Annotated in this window: 19 protein-coding genes and 2 pseudogenes; 10 read left to right on the forward strand and 11 right to left on the reverse strand. The window is 72.7% G+C overall.

Going from position 1 to position 17,388, the window contains the following annotated elements; translation table 11 throughout:
* Positions 1-13: 13 nt before the first annotated feature.
* Together ACFV9J_RS00435 and ACFV9J_RS00440 are read right to left on the reverse strand one after the other, a co-directional pair.
* Complete coding sequence (locus ACFV9J_RS00435; RefSeq protein WP_385347709.1) at positions 14-706, reverse strand: DUF5701 family protein; 693 nt, start codon at positions 704-706, stop codon at positions 14-16.
* A 59-nt stretch (positions 707-765) separates the two neighbouring features.
* Positions 766-1,665, reverse strand: a complete 900-nt coding sequence (locus ACFV9J_RS00440) for a virginiamycin B lyase (protein WP_385347712.1) — start codon at positions 1,663-1,665, stop codon at positions 766-768.
* A 69-nt stretch (positions 1,666-1,734) separates the two neighbouring features.
* Between ACFV9J_RS00440 and ACFV9J_RS00445 the strand changes: the two genes are divergently transcribed.
* Complete coding sequence (locus ACFV9J_RS00445) at positions 1,735-2,382, forward strand: TetR/AcrR family transcriptional regulator (RefSeq protein ID WP_385347715.1); 648 nt, start codon at positions 1,735-1,737, stop codon at positions 2,380-2,382.
* 176 nt (positions 2,383-2,558) lie between these two features.
* On the forward strand, positions 2,559-4,133 hold the full coding sequence (locus ACFV9J_RS00450) for an MFS transporter (RefSeq protein ID WP_385348824.1): 1,575 nt from the start codon (positions 2,559-2,561) through the stop codon (positions 4,131-4,133).
* Here the strand turns inward: ACFV9J_RS00450 and ACFV9J_RS00455 are convergent.
* From ACFV9J_RS00455 to ACFV9J_RS00465, 3 genes and pseudogenes are all read right to left on the reverse strand, one after another.
* Positions 4,105-5,288: pseudogene (locus ACFV9J_RS00455) on the reverse strand (RNA polymerase sigma factor). The gene ACFV9J_RS00450 and the pseudogene ACFV9J_RS00455 sit on opposite strands and share 29 nt — an antisense overlap.
* A gap of 8 nt (positions 5,289-5,296) precedes the next feature.
* Entirely contained in the window at positions 5,297-5,704 is a 408-nt protein-coding gene (locus tag ACFV9J_RS00460) for a YciI family protein (RefSeq protein WP_385348826.1), read from the reverse strand.
* Positions 5,705-5,748: 44 nt separating this feature from the next.
* The gene (locus ACFV9J_RS00465; protein ID WP_385347719.1) at positions 5,749-6,399 is read right to left on the reverse strand and encodes a TetR/AcrR family transcriptional regulator; all 651 of its coding nucleotides are present in this window, start codon (positions 6,397-6,399) and stop codon (positions 5,749-5,751) included.
* Between the two features lie 171 nt (positions 6,400-6,570).
* Between ACFV9J_RS00465 and ACFV9J_RS00470 the strand changes: the two genes are divergently transcribed.
* Both ACFV9J_RS00470 and ACFV9J_RS00475 read left to right on the forward strand, forming a co-directional pair.
* A complete protein-coding gene (locus tag ACFV9J_RS00470; protein ID WP_385347722.1) occupies positions 6,571-7,137 on the forward strand; it encodes a hypothetical protein in 567 nt (188 codons plus the stop codon).
* A 61-nt stretch (positions 7,138-7,198) separates the two neighbouring features.
* Positions 7,199-8,785: an oxidoreductase gene (locus tag ACFV9J_RS00475; RefSeq protein ID WP_385347725.1), complete on the forward strand. Its 1,587-nt coding sequence runs from the start codon at positions 7,199-7,201 to the stop codon at positions 8,783-8,785.
* A 158-nt stretch (positions 8,786-8,943) separates the two neighbouring features.
* On the opposite strand, the gene ACFV9J_RS00480 is transcribed toward ACFV9J_RS00475, so the two are convergent.
* Together ACFV9J_RS00480 and ACFV9J_RS00485 are read right to left on the reverse strand one after the other, a co-directional pair.
* Positions 8,944-9,639: a DUF305 domain-containing protein gene (locus tag ACFV9J_RS00480; RefSeq protein WP_385347728.1), complete on the reverse strand. Its 696-nt coding sequence runs from the start codon at positions 9,637-9,639 to the stop codon at positions 8,944-8,946.
* Between the two features lie 122 nt (positions 9,640-9,761).
* Entirely contained in the window at positions 9,762-10,166 is a 405-nt protein-coding gene (locus ACFV9J_RS00485) for a DUF6153 family protein (RefSeq protein WP_385347731.1), read from the reverse strand.
* Between the two features lie 78 nt (positions 10,167-10,244).
* Here ACFV9J_RS00485 and ACFV9J_RS00490 point away from each other — a divergent pair, with 78 nt between their 5' ends.
* Entirely contained in the window at positions 10,245-10,634 is a 390-nt protein-coding gene (locus ACFV9J_RS00490; protein WP_385347734.1) for a hypothetical protein, read from the forward strand.
* Positions 10,635-10,642: 8 nt separating this feature from the next.
* On the opposite strand, the gene ACFV9J_RS00495 is transcribed toward ACFV9J_RS00490, so the two are convergent.
* Positions 10,643-11,200, reverse strand: coding sequence for a TetR/AcrR family transcriptional regulator (locus tag ACFV9J_RS00495; protein ID WP_385347737.1), 558 nt, complete (start codon positions 11,198-11,200; stop codon positions 10,643-10,645).
* A gap of 125 nt (positions 11,201-11,325) precedes the next feature.
* Between ACFV9J_RS00495 and ACFV9J_RS00500 the strand changes: the two genes are divergently transcribed.
* Positions 11,326-12,573, forward strand: coding sequence for an MFS transporter (locus ACFV9J_RS00500; protein ID WP_385347740.1), 1,248 nt, complete (start codon positions 11,326-11,328; stop codon positions 12,571-12,573).
* 104 nt (positions 12,574-12,677) lie between these two features.
* Here ACFV9J_RS00500 and ACFV9J_RS00505 read toward each other — a convergent pair.
* Both ACFV9J_RS00505 and ACFV9J_RS00510 read right to left on the reverse strand, forming a co-directional pair.
* Positions 12,678-12,956: pseudogene (locus ACFV9J_RS00505) on the reverse strand (alkyl sulfatase dimerization domain-containing protein); the annotation flags it as partial.
* A gap of 70 nt (positions 12,957-13,026) precedes the next feature.
* Entirely contained in the window at positions 13,027-13,440 is a 414-nt protein-coding gene (locus ACFV9J_RS00510) for an arsenate reductase ArsC (RefSeq protein ID WP_385347743.1), read from the reverse strand.
* A gap of 95 nt (positions 13,441-13,535) precedes the next feature.
* On the opposite strand from ACFV9J_RS00510, the gene ACFV9J_RS00515 reads away from it, so the two are divergent.
* Both ACFV9J_RS00515 and arsB read left to right on the forward strand, forming a co-directional pair.
* A complete protein-coding gene (locus ACFV9J_RS00515) occupies positions 13,536-13,844 on the forward strand; it encodes an ArsR/SmtB family transcription factor (protein WP_385347745.1) in 309 nt (102 codons plus the stop codon).
* Positions 13,841-14,950 (forward strand): ACR3 family arsenite efflux transporter, encoded by a 1,110-nt coding sequence (gene arsB / locus ACFV9J_RS00520; protein ID WP_385347748.1) that lies wholly within the window; start codon positions 13,841-13,843, stop codon positions 14,948-14,950. Before ACFV9J_RS00515 ends, arsB begins: the two co-directional genes overlap by 4 nt.
* A 282-nt stretch (positions 14,951-15,232) precedes the next feature.
* Here arsB and ACFV9J_RS00525 read toward each other — a convergent pair whose 3' ends face one another.
* Positions 15,233-15,598 (reverse strand): ArsR/SmtB family transcription factor, encoded by a 366-nt coding sequence (locus ACFV9J_RS00525; RefSeq protein ID WP_385347750.1) that lies wholly within the window; start codon positions 15,596-15,598, stop codon positions 15,233-15,235.
* 84 nt (positions 15,599-15,682) lie between these two features.
* On the opposite strand from ACFV9J_RS00525, the gene ACFV9J_RS00530 reads away from it, so the two are divergent.
* Together ACFV9J_RS00530 and ACFV9J_RS00535 are read left to right on the forward strand one after the other, a co-directional pair.
* Positions 15,683-15,853, forward strand: coding sequence for a hypothetical protein (locus tag ACFV9J_RS00530; protein WP_385347752.1), 171 nt, complete (start codon positions 15,683-15,685; stop codon positions 15,851-15,853).
* A 31-nt stretch (positions 15,854-15,884) separates the two neighbouring features.
* Positions 15,885-17,303 (forward strand): NAD(P)-binding domain-containing protein, encoded by a 1,419-nt coding sequence (locus tag ACFV9J_RS00535; RefSeq protein WP_385347754.1) that lies wholly within the window; start codon positions 15,885-15,887, stop codon positions 17,301-17,303.
* Positions 17,304-17,388: the final 85 nt, after the last annotated feature.

Here is a 17,388-nt window from a genome sequence, read left to right on the forward strand (position 1 = left end):
GCGGTGACGGCGCTCAGGCGTGCCGCGCCCCCGCCGACGCCATCCCGAGCCAGGTGTGCGGGTTGCCCTCCCAGCACCAGCCGAGCTTCGGGGCGCGCTTGCTGATCCACAGCGCCGGGACCCGGCGGTCACCGCACCGTGAACCGCCCAGCGAGAAGCACTTGTTCTTGACCAGGACCTCCGGCACGTGGGTCAGCAGGGCGATGCCCTCCTCGATGGTGAGCGGTGTGCGGCCCCGCTCCGCGACGGTGGCCAGCGCGTCGCCCGGCACGGCCCCGCAGAACTCCTCGCCGCGCTCGACGTCGAACAGCAGATGGACGCCGTCCCGCCCGGGCGGCCGGGTCGTACCGGTGGCGACGAACCGTTCCAGAGAGCCCGGTTCGAAGCTGCGGTCGACGAACCCCGGCAGCCGGCCGCCGCGCAGCGTGGTCAACGGCATGGTCCCTTCGACGGGGGCGAGTTCGCGTCCGACGACCAGGACGAAGGGCACCCGGCCGGACGCGGCGGGCTCGTACGCCGAGTACGCCGCCCGGTCCGTGCGGGCCACGGCCTCGGCGCGCAGCGGCGCCACCAGTTCGGCGAACTGCTCCTGGGTACGGTCGGACAGCGCCGGGTAACCGAGCGCGACGAGGGTGCGGACCTGCCGGTCGAACTCGGCGGCGGCGTCGGCGGCGTCGGGGGCGGGGGAGTGCGTCGAGTCGGTCAAACGAGTGTGTCCTTCCGGGTGCGGGTGCTGGTGAATGCGCGCTGGTGCGCGAGGTGCGGTCAGGCCGGGACCTGGATCCTGGCCAGGGAGCCGGTTTCCAGGGCGCACCACAGGGCGCCGTCGTGTACGGCGATGCCGTGCGGTTCGCAGTCGGTACGGGAGAGCGGGTACGAGGTGACGCGGCCGTCGACGGCGATCCGGCCGACCCGGCCACTGCCCCACTCGGTGAACCACAGCGCGCCGTCGGGCCCCGCCGTCACCGCGTGCGGCCGAGCTGCGGGGTCGGACAGCGGGTACTCGGTGAGATCGCCGGTCACGGTGATCCGGCCGATCCGCCCGGCCCCGATCTCGGTGAACCACAGGGCGCCGTCGGGCCCCGCGGCGATGCCCACCGGCGCGGCGCCCGGCGTCGGCAGCGGGTACTCGGTGCCGTGGCCGTCGGGGGTCAGCCGCCCGATCGCGTTGCCCTGGTTGAGCGTGCACCACAGGGCGCCGTCCGGACCGGTCGTGAGGGCGGACGGGAAGGCGCCGGGCGCCGGATGCTCGGTGACCTCGCCGTCCATGGTGACGCGGCCGACGCGGTCGGCCGAGGAGAGCGTGAACCACATGGCGCCGTCCGGCCCCGCGGTGATCCCGAACGGCCCGCCCTCGGGGGTGAGGGGCGCGAACGACGCGTAGTGGCCCTCGGGGGTGATCCGGCCGATGCGGTGCGCCCGGTACTCGGTGAACCACAGGGCGCCGTCGGGCCCGGGTGCGATCACGGTCGGACCGTCGCCGACCGGATGGACGGTGACCCGCCCGTCGTCCGGGTCCCTGCGGGCGACGGCGCCCCGGTGGACCAGGGTGAACCACAGGGCGCCGTCCGGTCCCTCGGCGAGCGCGTAGGGGCCGGCGTCCGCGTCGCTCACGGTGAACTCGCGTACGGAGTCGGTGTCGTAGCTCTCGTTGAATTCGTTCATCGAGGGTAATTTTACTCAGAGGATACTCTGACCGTCAACATAAAAATACTACCGAGGTAAGATTCGCCCATGGATCCGAACACCACCCCGGCGCTGGGCCTGCGCGAGACCAAGAAGCGCGAGACGCGGCAGCTGATCTCCGACCACGCGACCCGGCTCTTCATCGAGCGCGGCTTCGAGCACACGACGATCGCGGAGATCGCCGACGCCGCCCGGGTCGCCAAGAAGACCGTGACGAACTACTTCCCGCGCAAGGAGGATCTCGCCCTGGACCACCAGGACGAGTTCGTCGCCGCCCTGGCCGCCACCGTGACGGCGCGCGGGGCCGGCCAGACCCCGCTGACGGCCCTGCGCCACGCCTTCCTGGCGGCCGTGGCGGCCCAGGACCCGGTCGCGGGCTTCGCCGGCCTGGCCTTCACCCGCATGGTCGCCGACAGCCCCACCCTCACCGCGTGCCTGCGCGGCCTGCACGACCGGCGGGAGGAGGCGCTGACCGCGGCCCTGGCCGACACCACGGACACCCCGCCCGACGACATCACCCCGCGCACGGCCGCGGCTCTGCTGGGCGGCGTCCACCGCGTCCTGTTCAACCGCATCCAGGAGCTGACCCTGGCGGGGCGCGCCAACCCGGAGATCGCCGAGGTGCTGGCGCGGGAGGCACCCCGGGCCTTCGACCTGCTGACCCCGGCCCTCGCGGAGTACGGGCGCCGCCCCTAGACGCGGTGGTGCCGGGTCCGGGCCCGGACCCCGGACCCCGGCGCCCGGAGCGTGCGGATGCGGGGGCACCGGCGCGAGCGCAGACTGGCCGGGTGAGCGGATCACCTCCGAAGCGGGACCAGAGCACGCCCGGTGCCGGTCGCCGTGCCACCTCCCAGTCGCTGGCCCTCGCCGCGATGATGTTCGCGGTGGCGATGACGTTCATCGACCAGACGATCGTCTCGATCGCGGCCCCCGACATCGTCTCCGAACTGGGCCTGTCGGCCTCGGGCATGCAGTGGGTGATCAACGCCTACCTGCTGGCCCTCGCCGCCTTCTTCGCCCTGGGCGGACGTCTGGCGGACCTGTGGGGGCCCCGGCGCGTGGTCGTGCTCGGCACCCTGGTCTTCGTCGTCTCCTCGGTCCTGTGCGGCTGCGTGCCCTCCGGCGACTACGCGCTGACCTGGCTGATCGTCTTCCGCGCCACCCAGGGACTGGGCGCCGCGCTGCTCTTCCCGGCCGCGCTCGCCGTGGTCGTCGCCGTGTTCCCGGTGGGGCGCCGGGGCCGCGCGCTCGCCCTCTTCTTCGGCCTCACCGGCGCCCTGACCGCCGTAGGCCCGCTGCTCGGCGGCTGGCTGACCGCGTGGACCTGGCGGGCGATCTTCTGGGTCAACGTCCCCGTGGCGATCGCGGCGCTGGTCCTGACGGCGCTGGCCGGCATCCCCGACCGCCGGCGCGAGGAGTCGCTGGACGTGAAGGGCGCGCTGCTGATCGTCGCCGGCATGGGCCTGAGCGTGCTCGGCTTCCAGCAGTCGGCGGCCTGGGGCTGGGACAACGCGGCGACCTGGATCTGCATCGTGGGCGGCCTCGCCGTCCTCTACGTCTTCTGCCGCTACGAACTGCGCACCGGCCACCCCCTGGTCAACCTCGCGGTCTTCCGCGACCGCGCCTTCACGGTGGACGCGCTGGTGCTCTTCTTCGCCATGCTGGCGTTCGTCCCGCTGTTCTTCTTCGCCTCGGTCTACGCCCAGGTCTCGCTCAGCGCCTCACCCAACCAGGCCGCCCTGTACCTGCTGTACGTCTTCGCCGGGTTCGCCATCGCCTCCCAGTGGGGCGGCCGCATCCTCGACAAGCGGGGCGCCCGCCCGGCGCTCAGGATCGGCTGCGCGCTGGGCGCCGTCGGCTTCGCGCTGTGGGCCGGCAAGCTCACCGACCTGTCCATGCACGACCAGTGGCCCTACGCCGCGCTGGCCGGCGCGGGCATCGGCTTCGTCCTCGCCCCCGCCTCGACGGACGCCGTCAACCGCTCGATCGACTCCTCCTACGGCGAGGTCACCGGCATCACCCAGACCGTCCGCAACTACGCCGCCAGCGTCGGCCTGGCCGTCTTCGGCACCATGCTGACGCACAGCATGACCGACCGGGTCGAGGAGACCCTCCGTGCGCGCGGAGTGCCGCCGGACGGGCGGCACTCCATGGCCCGGGACGTCACGGAGGCGATCACCGGCAACGCGGACGCCCGCACCCCGACGGGCGACGGCCCGACCGAGACGGCCATGCGGGACGCGATGCCCGCCATCCGCCTCGACTTCGCCGAGGCCAACCAGTGGGTCTTCTACGGCATGGCCGTCGCCCTCGCGATCGGCTACTTCTGCGCCCTGCGGCACCCGGGCGGCCGGCCGGCCGACGTGAACGCGGCGCCGGGAGAGCCCGGCCCGCCCGCACCGGGCACCGGCGCCCCGGTCACCGGCGCCCGCGGCGACGGGAGTTGAGGCGGGCCGCCTGGCGGGTCAGGTGGTCGCGCTCGGCGAGCGCGGGTGCCTTGTGGGCCGCCTCGGCGTACAGCCGCGCGGCCGTGTCCAGGTCGCCGTCGCGCTCGTGCAGGTACGCCGCCACCGCGGTGTGGCGGGGCAGCGTGTCCTCCAGCGCCGCGAGCGCCGCGAGTCCGGCCCGCGGCCCGTCGGCCTCCCCGACGGCGACCGCGCGGTTGAGCCGGACCACGGGGTTGTCGGTCAGGCGCGCCAGCTCGTCGTACCACTCCACGATCTGCACCCAGTCGGTCTCCCCGGCGGTGGGCGCGTCGGCGTGCAGGGCGGCGATGGCGGCCTGGGCCTGGAACTCGCCCAGCCGGTCCTGGGCGAGCGCCGCCTGAAGGATCCGCACGCCCTCCGCGATCGACGCGGTGTCCCACCGGCCGCGGTCCTGTTCGGCGAGCGGCACCAGACTCCCGTCGGGTGCGGTCCGGGCGGCCCGCCGCGCGTGGTGGAGCAGCATCAGCGCCAGCAGCCCGGCCACCTCCGGGTGGTCGACCGAGGCCGCGAGCTGCCGGGTGAGCCGGACGGCCTCGGCGGCGAGGTCGACGTCACCGGAGTAGCCCTCGTTGAAGACGAGGTAGAGGACGCGCAGCACGGTGGCGACGTCACCGGGCCGGTCGAACCGGACACCGGACACGGTGCGCTTGGCCCGGCTGATCCTCCCCCACTGCCTTAAGGGCGTGGGAGGTACCCCCACGCCATCGTCGCCTCGGGCACCAGGTACGCCCGGGCGATCTGCCGGGTGGTCAGACCGCCGACGGCGCGCAGCGTGAGCGCGACCGCGGAGGACGGCGTCAGGGACGGATGCGCGCACAGGAAGTAGAGCTGGAGCGTGTCGTCCACGTCCGGGGCCGGGCCGGGCGCCGGTTCCTCCTCGACGCGGTCCTCGCGCCGCCGGCGGGCGGTGTCGGCGCGGGCCGCGTCCAGGAACCGCCGCCAGGCGACCGTGACCAGCCAGCCCTTCGGGTCCCGCGGCGGGTCGGCCGGCCACCCGCGGACCGCCTCGACCAGCGCGTCCTGGACCGCGTCCTCGGCCGCCGCGAAGTCGGCTCCGCGGCGGACGAGGACGGTCAGCACGCCGGGCGTGAGGCTCCTGATCAGGGCCTCGTCCATCGGCGGAGTCAGTCCGTGACGGCCGGGGCGGCGGTCAGGAACGGACGCAGCTCCAGCCACTCGTGGATCGGCTTCCCGCCCGCACCCGGGGCGGCGGACAGCTCCCCGGCCAGCTCGACGGCGCGCTCGTAGCTGTCGACGTCGATCACCATCCACCCGGCGATGAGGTCCTTGGTCTCGGCGAACGGCCCGTCGGTGACCGGCGGCTTGCCCTCGCCGTCGTACCGGACCCACGCCCCCTCGGGGGCGAGCGCCTGCCCGTCGACGAACTCACCGCTCTTCTCGAGCCGGTCCGCGAAGTCCTGCATGTACTGCATGTGGGCCGAGATCTCTTGGGGCGTCCACTGGTCCATCGGCGCGGAGTTGACCGACTCCGGGGCGCCTCGGTAGTGCTTGAGCAGCAGGTACTTGGCCATGATGGGTCTCTCCTCGGTGCTGGTGCGGCCCATTGTGGCCGCCTTCACCCCTGGGACGGAGCGGGACGCGCGTTCTCGACACGGCGGGCGGGCCGGGCGGAGATTTTTTCCGAGACGTCCCTCAGGACCCCTTCCACGCCGTGCAGGAAGGTCTCGGAGACCAGCTCGGGGTCGAAGAGGCACCCGGCCGCCATCGCACCGTCCCGGAGCATGACGAGGTGCCGCCCGGCGGCGACGCCGTCACCGTCCCCGACCTGCGCGAGCAGCTCCGTGACGGTGTCCAGGAACCACTGCCGGTGGGCCAGCACGGCCCGGTGCACGGGGTGGGCCGGGTCCGGGTACTCGGCCACGGCGTTGAGGAAGGCGCAGCCGCGGAAACCGGGGGACCGGATCCCGTCCACGATGGAGCGCGCGACGGCCCGGACCTGCCCGTCGGCCGACGGACTGCTGTCCCTGGCCGCGGTCACCTGGGCCCGGATGCCCCGGTCGGCCTGGTCGAGGTAGGCGAGGATGAGGTCTTCCTTGCCCGAGAAGTGCCGGTACAGCGTGGCGCGGGTGACCTGCGCCTCCGCGGTGATCCGGTCGATGCCGACGGAGTGGATGCCCTCGGCGTAGAAGATCCTCGTGGCGGTGCCGAGCAGCCGGGCTCGCGCTTCGGAGGGGGTGCGGGCGGCGGCTTCGGGGCTCGGGCTCATGGGTCCACCGTATCAAGGTGGCGAGGTAGAACGTTCGGTCTTGACAGGGGAGGCGGGAAGCCGTTGACTGCGTGACGGGGCGAGCGAGACCGAACGTTCTACCTCCTCCTCTTCCTCCTCCTGCCTCGTGTCTGCCCCCCCTCCCGTCCGCCGCACCGAAAGGCACTCACCGTGGACACCGTCGTCGTCGCACCGCCCGCCAGCGTCCCCGTCACGCTCCGGAAGCTGTACTTCCTCCGCTTCGCGTTCGCCGCCGTGTGGGCCGCGCTGGTCTTCGCCACCGCCGACGCGCTGGGCCCGCTGAGCACGGCGCTGCTGCTGGTCTACCCGCTGTTCGACGTGGCGGCCGCGGTCGTCGACGTCCGGTCGGCGAGGGCGAACGGCGGCCCCGCCGCGCCCCTGTACGCGAACATCGCGATCAGCTCCCTGACCGTCCTCGCCCTCGCTCTCGCCGCGACCTCGGGCATCCCGGCCGTCCTGCGGGTCTGGGGTGCGTGGGCGGTCACCGCGGGAATCGTCCAGCTCGTCGCGGGCGCCGTCCGCCGCCGGCTGGGCGGGCAGTGGCCGATGATCGTCAGCGGCGCCATCTCCACGCTCGCCGGGCTCTCGTTCGTCTCGCAGGCCGGCGCCGAGGCCCCCTCGCTGAGCAGCCTCGCGGGCTACGCCTTCCTCGGCGGCGTCTTCTTCCTGGTCTCCGCCCTCCGCCTGGGGCGCGGGGGACGCGGCCCTGGGGCCTGAGGGGACCGCGGCGGCGAAACGGCTTGTCCGGCACGCTCCTGCCCCGGGAAGATCGTCACTCGTGCGCCTCGACGAACTCAACGCCCAAGAACGCCGGTTGTGGGACGCCTTCCCGAAGGGCCGCCCCGTCGACCTCCGGGACGATCCCTCGACCTCGGACCCGGTCGTCCGGTCCGAGGTCGTGGCGTCCCTGCTGCTGGGCGCCAACGCCGACCACGACCCCGGCGACCGCCCCGCCCTCCGGCTCACCGGTGCGCACCTCACGGGCCGCCTGGACATCGGCTTCACGGAGGTCGCCGTACCGGTTCACCTCACCGACTGCCGTTTCGACGCGGCGCCGTTGCTCCAGGGAGCCCGGACCCGTGAGCTGGCCCTGACGGGGTGCGTCCTGCCCGGGCTGCTGGCCGACACGGCGCAGATCGACGGGAGGCTGGTCGTCTCCCACTGCACCCTGACGGGCCCCCTGGCCCTCACCCGCACCCAGGTCAACGGCGACCTGGACCTGCGCGACACGGCGGTCCGCTTCCCCGCCGGGGAGGCCATAGCGGCCGTCCACGCCCAGGTGGGCGGCGACGCGCTGTGCGCGAACCTGGACGTCGAGGGGACGTTCCGGCTCTCCGGCGCCTCCATAGAGGGCGAGTTCGACCTGGAGGGCGCCTCGCTCCGGGCTCCCGGCGGCCACGCCCTGGACGCCTACCACATCCGTGTCGCCGAGGACTTCACCTGCCACCCCGGCTTCAGCGCCGAGGGCCGGGTCATCCTCTCCGGCGCCACCGTCGCGGCGGCCATCGGATTCTGCGGGGCCCGGCTGAGCAACCCGGGCGACATCGCCCTGGAGGCGGTGGACGTCACGGTCGACCGCAACTTCGACCTGGGCCTCGGACTCACGGTCGACGGCACGGTGAAGCTCGACGGCACCCGCGTCGGCACGGAACTGAGCTTCCGCGACGCCGAACTGACCCGTAAGGACGGCACCGCCCTGTCCCTCCGGGCGACCCAGGCCCGGGACACCGACCTGCGCACCCGCCGGCCGATCGACGCGGTGGTGGACGCCCGCAACGCCCGGCTGGGCACGCTGTACGACGCCCAGGAGACCTGGCCCACCGACCTGCGCCTGGCCGACGCGACGTACGAGGCCCTCGCGTTCCCGCTCCCCGCCGCGCAGCGAGTCCGCTGGATCCGACGCACGACGGGCGACTACATCCCCCAGCCGTACGAGCAACTGGCGGCGGCCTACCGGCGGCTGGGCCACGAGGACGAGGCCCGCACGGTCCTGCTGGCCAAGCAGCGCCACCGCCGTGCCACCCTCCCTCCGCACACCCGCCTGTGGGGCCACGTCCAGGACGTCTCCGTCGGCTACGGCTACCGCCCCCTCCGCGCCGGCCTGTGGCTGCTGGCCCTTCTGGCCTGCGGAGCCCTCTACTTCGCCCAGCACACCCCGGCCCCCCTCGAAGCGGCCAAGGCCCCGCCCTTCAACGCCGTCTTCTACACCCTCGACCTCCTCGTCCCGATCATCACCTTCGGCCAGGAGCCGGCCTTCGGACCCAGGGGCCCCGGCCAGTGGCTGTCCTACGCCCTGATCACGGCGGGCTGGATCCTGGCCACGACGGTCACCGCGGGAGTGTCCCGCACCCTGAGCCGACAGTGACACGGAGATCGCGGCGCACCTCATCCCGAGCCCGGCCACGGTCAAGACCCACGTCGGCCGCCTCCTCGCCAAGCCGCGCGCACGCGACCGCGCCCAGAGGGCGCGGAGCGTGAGCCGGGGAGCCCGGGAGGCGGACCCCCCGGGCGGGTGCGGTGCGGTCAGTCCTTGCCGAGCAGCGCGTTCATCTGCTCGATCTCCGCGCTCTGCGAGTCGATGATCTCCGCGGCCATCTTCTTGGCCGGTCCGTAGGTGCCGTCGGCCTGCTCGGTCCTCGCCATCTCGACCGCGCCTTCGTGATGCTTGATCATCAGCTCCGTGAACGCGGTGTCGAAGGCCTTGCCCGAGGCGTTCTCGAGCCCGGTCATCTCCTCGGCCGTCATCATGCCGTCCATGCCGTCCATGCCGTCCATGCCGTGCGTGGAGTGGTCCATGGCGCCCTCGGCGGGCACGTCCTCGCCCCACGAGGTCAGCCAGCCGGAGAGTGTCCTGATCTCCGGGTCCTGGGCCTTCTTGATGTCGGCGGCGAGCTGCTTCACCTCGGCCGACCGCGCACGGCCGGGCGCGAGGTCGGCCATCTCGACGGCCTGGCGGTGGTGGGGGATCATCCCCTTCGCGAAGGCGACGTCGGCGGCGTTGTGCTGCCCCTGTGATGCCGACGCCGACGCCGACGCCGACGCCGACGCCGATGGCGACGCGGATGACGGGGCGGACGAGGACGCGGGGGCGGCGTGGCCGCCGTGCCCCGCCGAGCCGTCGTCGTCGCCGCTGCCGCCACAGGCGGCCAGGACCAGGGCTGCCGCGCCTGCGGCGGCCACGACGGCAGTGCGGTGCATGAGGGAACGCTTGCGGATCATGGTGGTGCAACTCCTTGACGCGCGCCGTCGCGCGGCACGCGGTGGGAACGGATGCAGAGCGTGCGGGAACACGGCACCCGCCACCGGCAAGGGCCGGGCGCGCGGGAGCCGGGCGGGCCGCTCTATATCCGCAGGAGCTGCAGCTCGGAGAGGTCGGGCGGGGCCCGGCCGTCATGCGGCGCCCCCGGGAACGCCCCGGTGGGCGCGGGAGCCGCGGGCGCGGCCGGCAGGGCGCCGGTCAACGCGGGCGGCGTGTACGCCGACCCGGTGCCGGCCGCCGCACACGTCCCATCGGCATGATCGAGGTGGTGACCCGAACCGCCGTCCGCGTGCGTACATCCCCCGTCCGCGTGCGGCGCGCCGGCCGCCGCGGTCATCACCATCCCGTGACCGGCACCCGCCTGACCCGGCGGCATCGCACCGGGGGCGAGGCCGTGCATGCCCAGCACACCGGCCAGCACCGCCAGCACCAGCAGCACGAACAGCCGCCCGGCCGGGCGGCTGCTTGATCGGGTGCTCCTGGTCACGCGTTCATCGTACGGGCCTCTCGTGGTGCGCCCTCGTAGGAGACCATCGGGTCACGCGAACACCACTAGGAGGAACCGGTGTCACACCCGCTACCGCCCGCCCCCGAGGAGACGCTCGCCGACGCGAAGAGGCGGCTGAGCCTCCCGCGTATCGTCGTGATCTGCGGCTCCACCCGTTTCATGACCGAGATGACCGAGGCCGACGTGCGGGAGACCACAGCCGGAAGGATCGTCGTCAAGCCGGGCTGTGACATGAAGTCGCCGCACGCACTCTGGTCCGATCCCGTCGAGGCCGAGGCACTGAAGGCACGCCTGGACGAGCTGCACCGGGCGAAGATCCGGCTCGCCGACGAGGTGCTCGTGGTCGGCGACTACGTCGGAGACAGCACCCGAGCCGAAATCGCCTACGCCCGCTCACTGGACAAGCCCGTGCGCTTCACCCACCCCGAAGTCGACCCCGGCGCCTGACCCCCCGCTCACCGGTGCCGGTCGACGACGGCGCTGACGACGGCGGCGACGTCCTCGCGGGCGGTGGGGCTCAGGTCGACGGAGTTGTGGATGGAGAAGCCTTCGACCAGGGCGTCGAGGGCGCGTGCGGTGAGCGGGTCGAAGTGCCTGGCCAGGGAGTCCCGGCTGGCGCGCATCCAGGAGCGCATGACGGCGCGCACCTGGGGGTGGCGGGTGGCGAAGGCGTAGAGCTCGTAGCTGAGCAGGAGGTTGCGGTCGGTTCCCCAGACCTTGCCGCAGATGATCTCGACGACCGCTTCCTCGGCCTCCTGGCGGGTCCGTGCGGCCTCCAGGAGGGCGCCGTAGCGCGTGGAGACGGTCTCGGCGAGCCGGGTGAAGGCGTCGGTCAGCAGGTGCTGCATGTCGTCGAAGTAGTAGGTCAGCGACCCCAGCGGTACACCCGCCGCTTCGGCGATCCTGCGGAAGGTCACCTTGATGGCGCCGTGCTCGGCGACGACGTCGAGCGCGGCGTCGAGAATGCGTTCGCGGCGCAGGGGGTCGTTGGGGCCACGGGTGCTGCCGGTCATCTCCGTTGTCCGCCTTGTCTTTTCGGTCTCCCCAGCCGGTGTGTACATTTGTGCATACTCGGTGGGTGACGCGAGATCGTCGCCTGCCTGTCCTCCATTGTGTCCAACCCCGGCGGAGCCCCTCCTTGACAGACCGCGCTGTTCAGCGACGCCGCCGGGCGCTGTACCTCTTCTTCTTCCTCAACGGCATCGCCATGTCCTCATGGGTCACGCGCACTCCGGACATCCGTGACCGTCTGGGCGTGTCCACGGCGCAGATGGGGCTGGTGCTGTTCGGCCTGTCCGTCGGCTCGATGACCGGCATCCTCTGCTCCGGCCGTCTGGTGTCGCGGTTCGGGACCAGGCCCGTGACGGCGGTCGGCACGCTGTTGATCGTCGCGAGCGTGGCCGTCGTCGGCGCGGGCAGCGCCCTCGCCTCCGCGCCCCTGGTCACCGCGGGACTGTGTCTGTTCGGCCTGGGGACCGGGGCGGGCGAGGTGGCGATCAACGTGGACGGCGCCGACGTGGAACGGATCACCGGCAGGCCGGTCCTTCCCACCCTGCACGGCTGCTTCAGCCTGGGCACCGTCGTCGGAGCCCTGGCCGGCATGGCGGCCACCGCCGCGGCGTTCCCCGCCCACTGGCACCTGCCGGCCGTGGCCCTGGTGGCGGCCGGGATCTTCACGTACGCCATCGGCGCCGTCCCCGCCGGGACCGGGATCCGGGCCGCACTGCCCGGCCCGGACTCCGCGGGCCCCGCGAAGCCGCGGGTGTGGAGGGACCGGCGGCTCCTGTTGATCGGGGCCATCGTCCTGGCGATGGCTCTCGCCGAGGGCGCCGCCAACGACTGGCTGCCGCTGCTCATGGTCGACGGCCACGGGCTCGACGCCGCCGCCGGCTCGCTCGTCTACGTGGGGTTCGCCGCGGCGATGACCCTGGGACGCTTCGGCGGCACGTTCTTCCTCAGCCGCCACAGCCGGGCGACCGTCGTACGGGCCAGTGCCGTCTCCGGCGCCCTCGGCCTCTGCCTGGTCATCTTCTCCGACAACACCGGCGTGGCCGCGGCCGCCGTCCTGTTCTGGGGACTGGGCGCGTCCCTGGGCTTTCCGGTGGCCCTGTCGGCGGCGGGCGACTCGGGGCCCGACGAGACCGCCCGGGTCGGTCTCGTGGCGACGATCGGCTACTTCGCCTTCCTGGTGGGGCCGCCCACCCTCGGTTTCCTGGGCGATCACTACGGGCTGCGTCCGGCGATGGTCGTGGTGCTGGCCTTCGTCGCCGCGGCCGCCCTCGCCGCCCCGGCCGCCGGAACCCACCACTCCCGCCACCGCGGAGCCGACACCAGCGCCCCCGCCGGACACGCGGCGGAACGGCCGGCGCAGCGCACCGAGGGGTGACCTGGGAGGTGACCTGGGGGTGACCTGGGGGTTCGCGCATCGCGGCAGTTCAGCAAGCGGCTTCGGCGCCCGGTCGCGATGGACGGAGAGGGTGATACCCCCTCGGCCCGGTCCGGCGTGGCGAAGGTGGCGTGCTTGAGGAGCTGCGCGGCGAAGCGCAGGTCGCCGTCGTCGGCGTAGGAGCGGGCCTTGGCCAGGACGGCGTCCAGGCCTCCTATGCAGTCGACGTACCGCTCGGCGATCTCGGTGCCGGTGTGGCCCTGGTTGGTCAGCCGCAGGGTCTGGTCGTGCAGGTAGGCGTAGAGGTCGCGCTGCTCGGACAGGAACCGCTCGATCCGTCCGGTGCCCCAGGTCGGCCGGTGGTGGGAGGCGAACAGCGCGTCGGGCGAAAGGTGACCGGCGTGACCGGGAGCGCCTTCGCGTAACACGCTGCCGCTGCCGCGGCCTCACGCCTCACGCCTCACGCTTCATGCCGATCTCGGCGATGAGGGACTCGACGCGGGTCTTGATCTCGTCGCGGATGGGGCGGACGGCCTCGACGCCCTGGCCGGCCGGGTCGTCGAGCTTCCAGTCGAGGTAGCGCTTGCCGGGGAAGACGGGGCAGGTGTCGCCGCAGCCCATGGTGATGCAGACGTCCGACTCCTTCACCGCGTCGACGGTGAGGATCTTCGGCACCTCGGCGGAGATGTCGATGCCGACCTCGGCCATGGCCTCGACGGCGGCCGGGTTGACCTGGCCGCCGGGGGCGGAGCCGGCTGAGCGGACCTCGACGCGGTCGCCAGCCAGGTGGGTCAGCCACGCGGCGGCCATCTGGGAGCGGCCGGCGTTGTGGACGCAGACGAACAGGACTGACGGCTTGTCGGCCATGGTGATCGATCTCTCCCGTCGCGTGGCGGAACCCGGCCGCCAATGACTTCAGTCCCCGCTGGTATCAGCGAGTGATGATATGAAAGTATCAGTGCATGCTGACTTCAGTCGATCCTGATGTGATCCGGGTGCTGGGTGATCCGCTCCGCCTTCGGATCGTGACCCTGCTGGCGCGCGAGACGCTCTGCACGACGCACCTGATCGAGGAGACCGGAGCCAAGCAGACCAACCTCTCGAACCACATGAAGGTGCTGCGCGAGGCCGGGATCGTGGAGACCGAGCCCTGCGGCCGCTACACCTACTACAAGCTCAGGCCCGAGGTCCTGACCGGCCTGTCCGAGCAGTTCGCCGAACTCGCCGCCTCCGCCCGCACCGCCGCCGAGAACAAGAGGGCCTGCCCGTGACCTCCACCGAGCCCACCACCTCCGTGCAGGCCGGGGGCGGCGACGACTCGATCGTCAAGAAGCTCTCCACCCTCGACCGCTACCTCGCGGTCTGGATCCTGCTCGCCATGGCCGTCGGCCTCGGGCTCGGACGGGCCGTTCCAGGGCTGAACGACGTGCTGGCGAAGCTGGAGGTCGGCGGTATCTCCCTACCGATCGCGCTCGGCCTGCTCGTGATGATGTACCCGGTCCTTGCCAAGGTCCGCTACAACCGGCTGGACGCCGTCACCGGCGACCGGAAGCTGATGATCTCCTCCCTGGTCATCAACTGGATCCTCGGGCCTGCGGTGATGTTCGCCCTGGCGTGGATCTTCCTGCCGGACCTGCCCGAGTACCGCACCGGCCTGATCATCGTCGGCCTCGCCCGCTGTATCGCCATGGTGATCATCTGGAACGACCTGGCCTGCGGCGACCGCGAGGCCGCGGCCGTGCTCGTCGCGCTGAACTCGGTCTTCCAGGTCCTGGCGTTCGGCCTGCTCGGCTGGTTCTACCTCGACCTGCTGCCCGGCCGGCTCGGCCTCGGCGAGGGAGAGCACCTGGACATCTCGATGTGGAAGATCGCCCTGAACGTGGTCGTCTTCCTCGGAGTCCCGCTGCTTGCCGGCTTCCTCACCCGCCGGATCGGTGAGCGGAAGATGGGCCGCGAGGGCTACGAACAGCGCTTCCTGCCGAAGATCGGGCCGTGGGCGCTGTACGGACTGCTGTTCACGATCGTCATCCTCTTCGCCCTGCAGGGCAGGACCGTCACCTCCCAGCCCCTGGACGTCGCCCGGATCGCCCTGCCGCTGCTCGTCTACTTCGCGGTCATGTTCTTCGGCACCTTCCTGCTCGGCAAGGGCCTGGGGCTCGCCTACGACCGCACCACCACGCTGGCGTTCACCGCGGCCGGCAACAACTTCGAGCTGGCCATCGCGGTCGCCATCGCCACCTTCGGCGTCACCTCCGGCCAGGCCCTGTCCGGCGTGGTCGGACCGCTCATCGAAGTCCCGGTGCTGATCGGCCTGGTCTACGTCGCGCTCGCCTGGCGCAAGAGGTTCCTCGCCGATGCGGTGACGACGGCACCGTGACACGGCACGCGGATCGCCGGGCACGCTGCCGCCGCCGGCGGAGCCGTGGCAATGCGCCGTACCAGCCACGCCCGGCATCCAATGGGAGCGGGCTCCGCAGGTCGACGGCAACGCGTACGAGTGGGTCGCGGTGTTCCCGCTGGACCGTCCACGGGTCCCCGAGGAGGCTCAGGCCGGCTTGCAGCCGATCGGCATACCCGCCATCGCGTTGACCCGTCGCGACCGGGATTTCCTGTGCGACCGGTTGCGCTCTGCCAGCCGACAGCCCGGCTCGGGCAGCGGTCAGCCGCGCAGGTCGAGCATGGCGGCCATGGCCGCCACCACGGACGGCGCGACCTGGTAGTAGACCCAGGTGCCACGCCGTTCGGACGTCAGCAGTCCGGCCTCGCGCAGCTTCTTCAGATGGTGGGACACGGTCGGCTGGGACACGCCGACGTCCGCGATGTCACACACGCACGCTTCCCCGCCCGGGTGTGAGGCGATCTTGGAGAACAGGCGCAGGCGCACCGGGTCCGACAGCGCCTTGAACATGGCCGCCATCTTCTCCGCGTCCGCCTGGGACAGCTCTCCGGCGGTGATCGGCGGGCAGCACGGCACGACGCTGCTGTCCGGCAGGACGGGAAGTTCCACGACCTCTGATTTCGACATGCGTCTATGTTGACACTCGTCGATACTGGTGGCAAGCTCCGAGGTGTAGACAGGTATCGACAGGCATCGAAACAAGGAGTCGTCGTGGCCACCGCCCTTCGTACTGCGTTCACCGCGGCCCGAGCCCGTCGCACCGCCCGCCACCTGGCCGGCGTCAGCTTCTGCGACAGCTGCGCCCAGGTCGGCGACAGCGCCGCCCGGGCGGCCGAACGCCGGCGGCACACTCGGCTGACCGCCCTCACGCGCACGCGCTGACCCCCTTCGCCCTTCAAGGAGATCGAGCACCATGAGCACCCAGAGCACCCAGCAGCTCCCGGTCGTCGTCATCGGGGCCGGCCCCGTCGGGCTCGCCGCCGCCACCCACCTCGTTGAGCGCGGCATCGAGCCCCTCGTCCTGGAAACGGGCAGCCGTGCCGGTGCGGCCGTGCGTGAGTGGAGCCACGTGCGCCTGTTCTCCACCTGGGGCGAGGTCGTCGACCCGGCCGCCGAGAAGCTCCTCACCCCCACCGGCTGGACCCGCCCCGACCCGGCGACGTACCCGTCCGGTGGAGAGTGGGTCGAGCGGTACTTGCAGCCCCTCGCGGACGCCCTCGGCGACCGGGTCCGTACCGGGGCCACCGTCACCGGTGTCTCCAGGGCCGGCCGCGACCGGATCGTCGACGCCGGCCGGGAGCAGCAGCCGTTCGTGGTGCACGTCGAGTACGCCGACGGCCGCGAGCAGCGCGTCTTCGCCCGCGCCGTGATCGACGCCTCCGGTACGTGGGCCAAGGCCGGCCCGGCCGGCGGCAGCGGCCTGCCCGCGCTCGGCGAGAGGGCGGCGGCCGACCGGATCACCTACCGCGTACCGGATCTGAAGGACCCGGCCGTCCGCGCCCGGTACGCGGGCAGGCGCACGGCCGTCATCGGCTCGGGTGCCTCCGCCTTCACCGCGCTCGCGTACCTCGCCGAGCTGGCCCAGTCCGAGGACGGTAGGGGCACGCACGCGGTGTGGATCTTGCGCCGCGGCATCTCCGGCTCCACCTTCGGCGGTGGCACCGCCGACCAACTGCCCGCCCGCGGCGCCCTCGGCCTCGCCGCGAAGGCCGCCGTCGACCAGGGGCACGCGGACGCGGTCACCGGCTTCCGCACCGAGGCGTTCGAACGCGACGGTGACGGCCGCCTGGTCCTGGTGGGCGAGGACGGACGCCGCCTCGACCCGGTGGACGAGGTGATCGTCCTGACCGGCTTCCGCCCCGACCTGTCCTTCTTGGACGAGCTGCGCCTGGGCCTGGACGAGCGCCTTCAGGCTCCGCTGGAACTGGCCCCGCTGATCGACCCGAACCAGCACTCCTGCGGCACCGTCTACCCGCACGGTCACCGCGAGCTCTCCCACCCCGAGCAGGGCGTCTACCTGGTCGGCATGAAGGCCTACGGCCGCGCGCCCACCTTCCTGGCCATGACCGGCTACGAGCAGGTCCGCTCCGTCGCCGCCGCCATCGCCGGCGACCTCGACTCCGCCGACCGTGTCGAACTCACCCTCCCGGAGACCGGAGTGTGCGGAGGCGCGGGCCTGTTCGACACCGCGGCCACCTCCGACGCCCCGAAGAACGACGCCGACGGCTGCTGTACCGCGTCGTCAGGTCCGCGACTCGTCCAGCTCGCCGCGCCCACGGCAGTGGACGCGTCCGCGAAGGACGCCCCCGCGGGCGGCTGTTGCGGATCGTGACGGACCCCCGGCGTCTTCGACGGCGGGGGAACGGCCGGAACCGAGGGTCCGGTCGCCGTCCCCGCGCCGTCGGTGGCCCCGGGAC

The organism is Streptomyces sp. NPDC059906 (assembly GCF_042730645.1).
GTDB lineage: Bacteria > Actinomycetota > Actinomycetes > Streptomycetales > Streptomycetaceae > Streptomyces > Streptomyces rubrogriseus.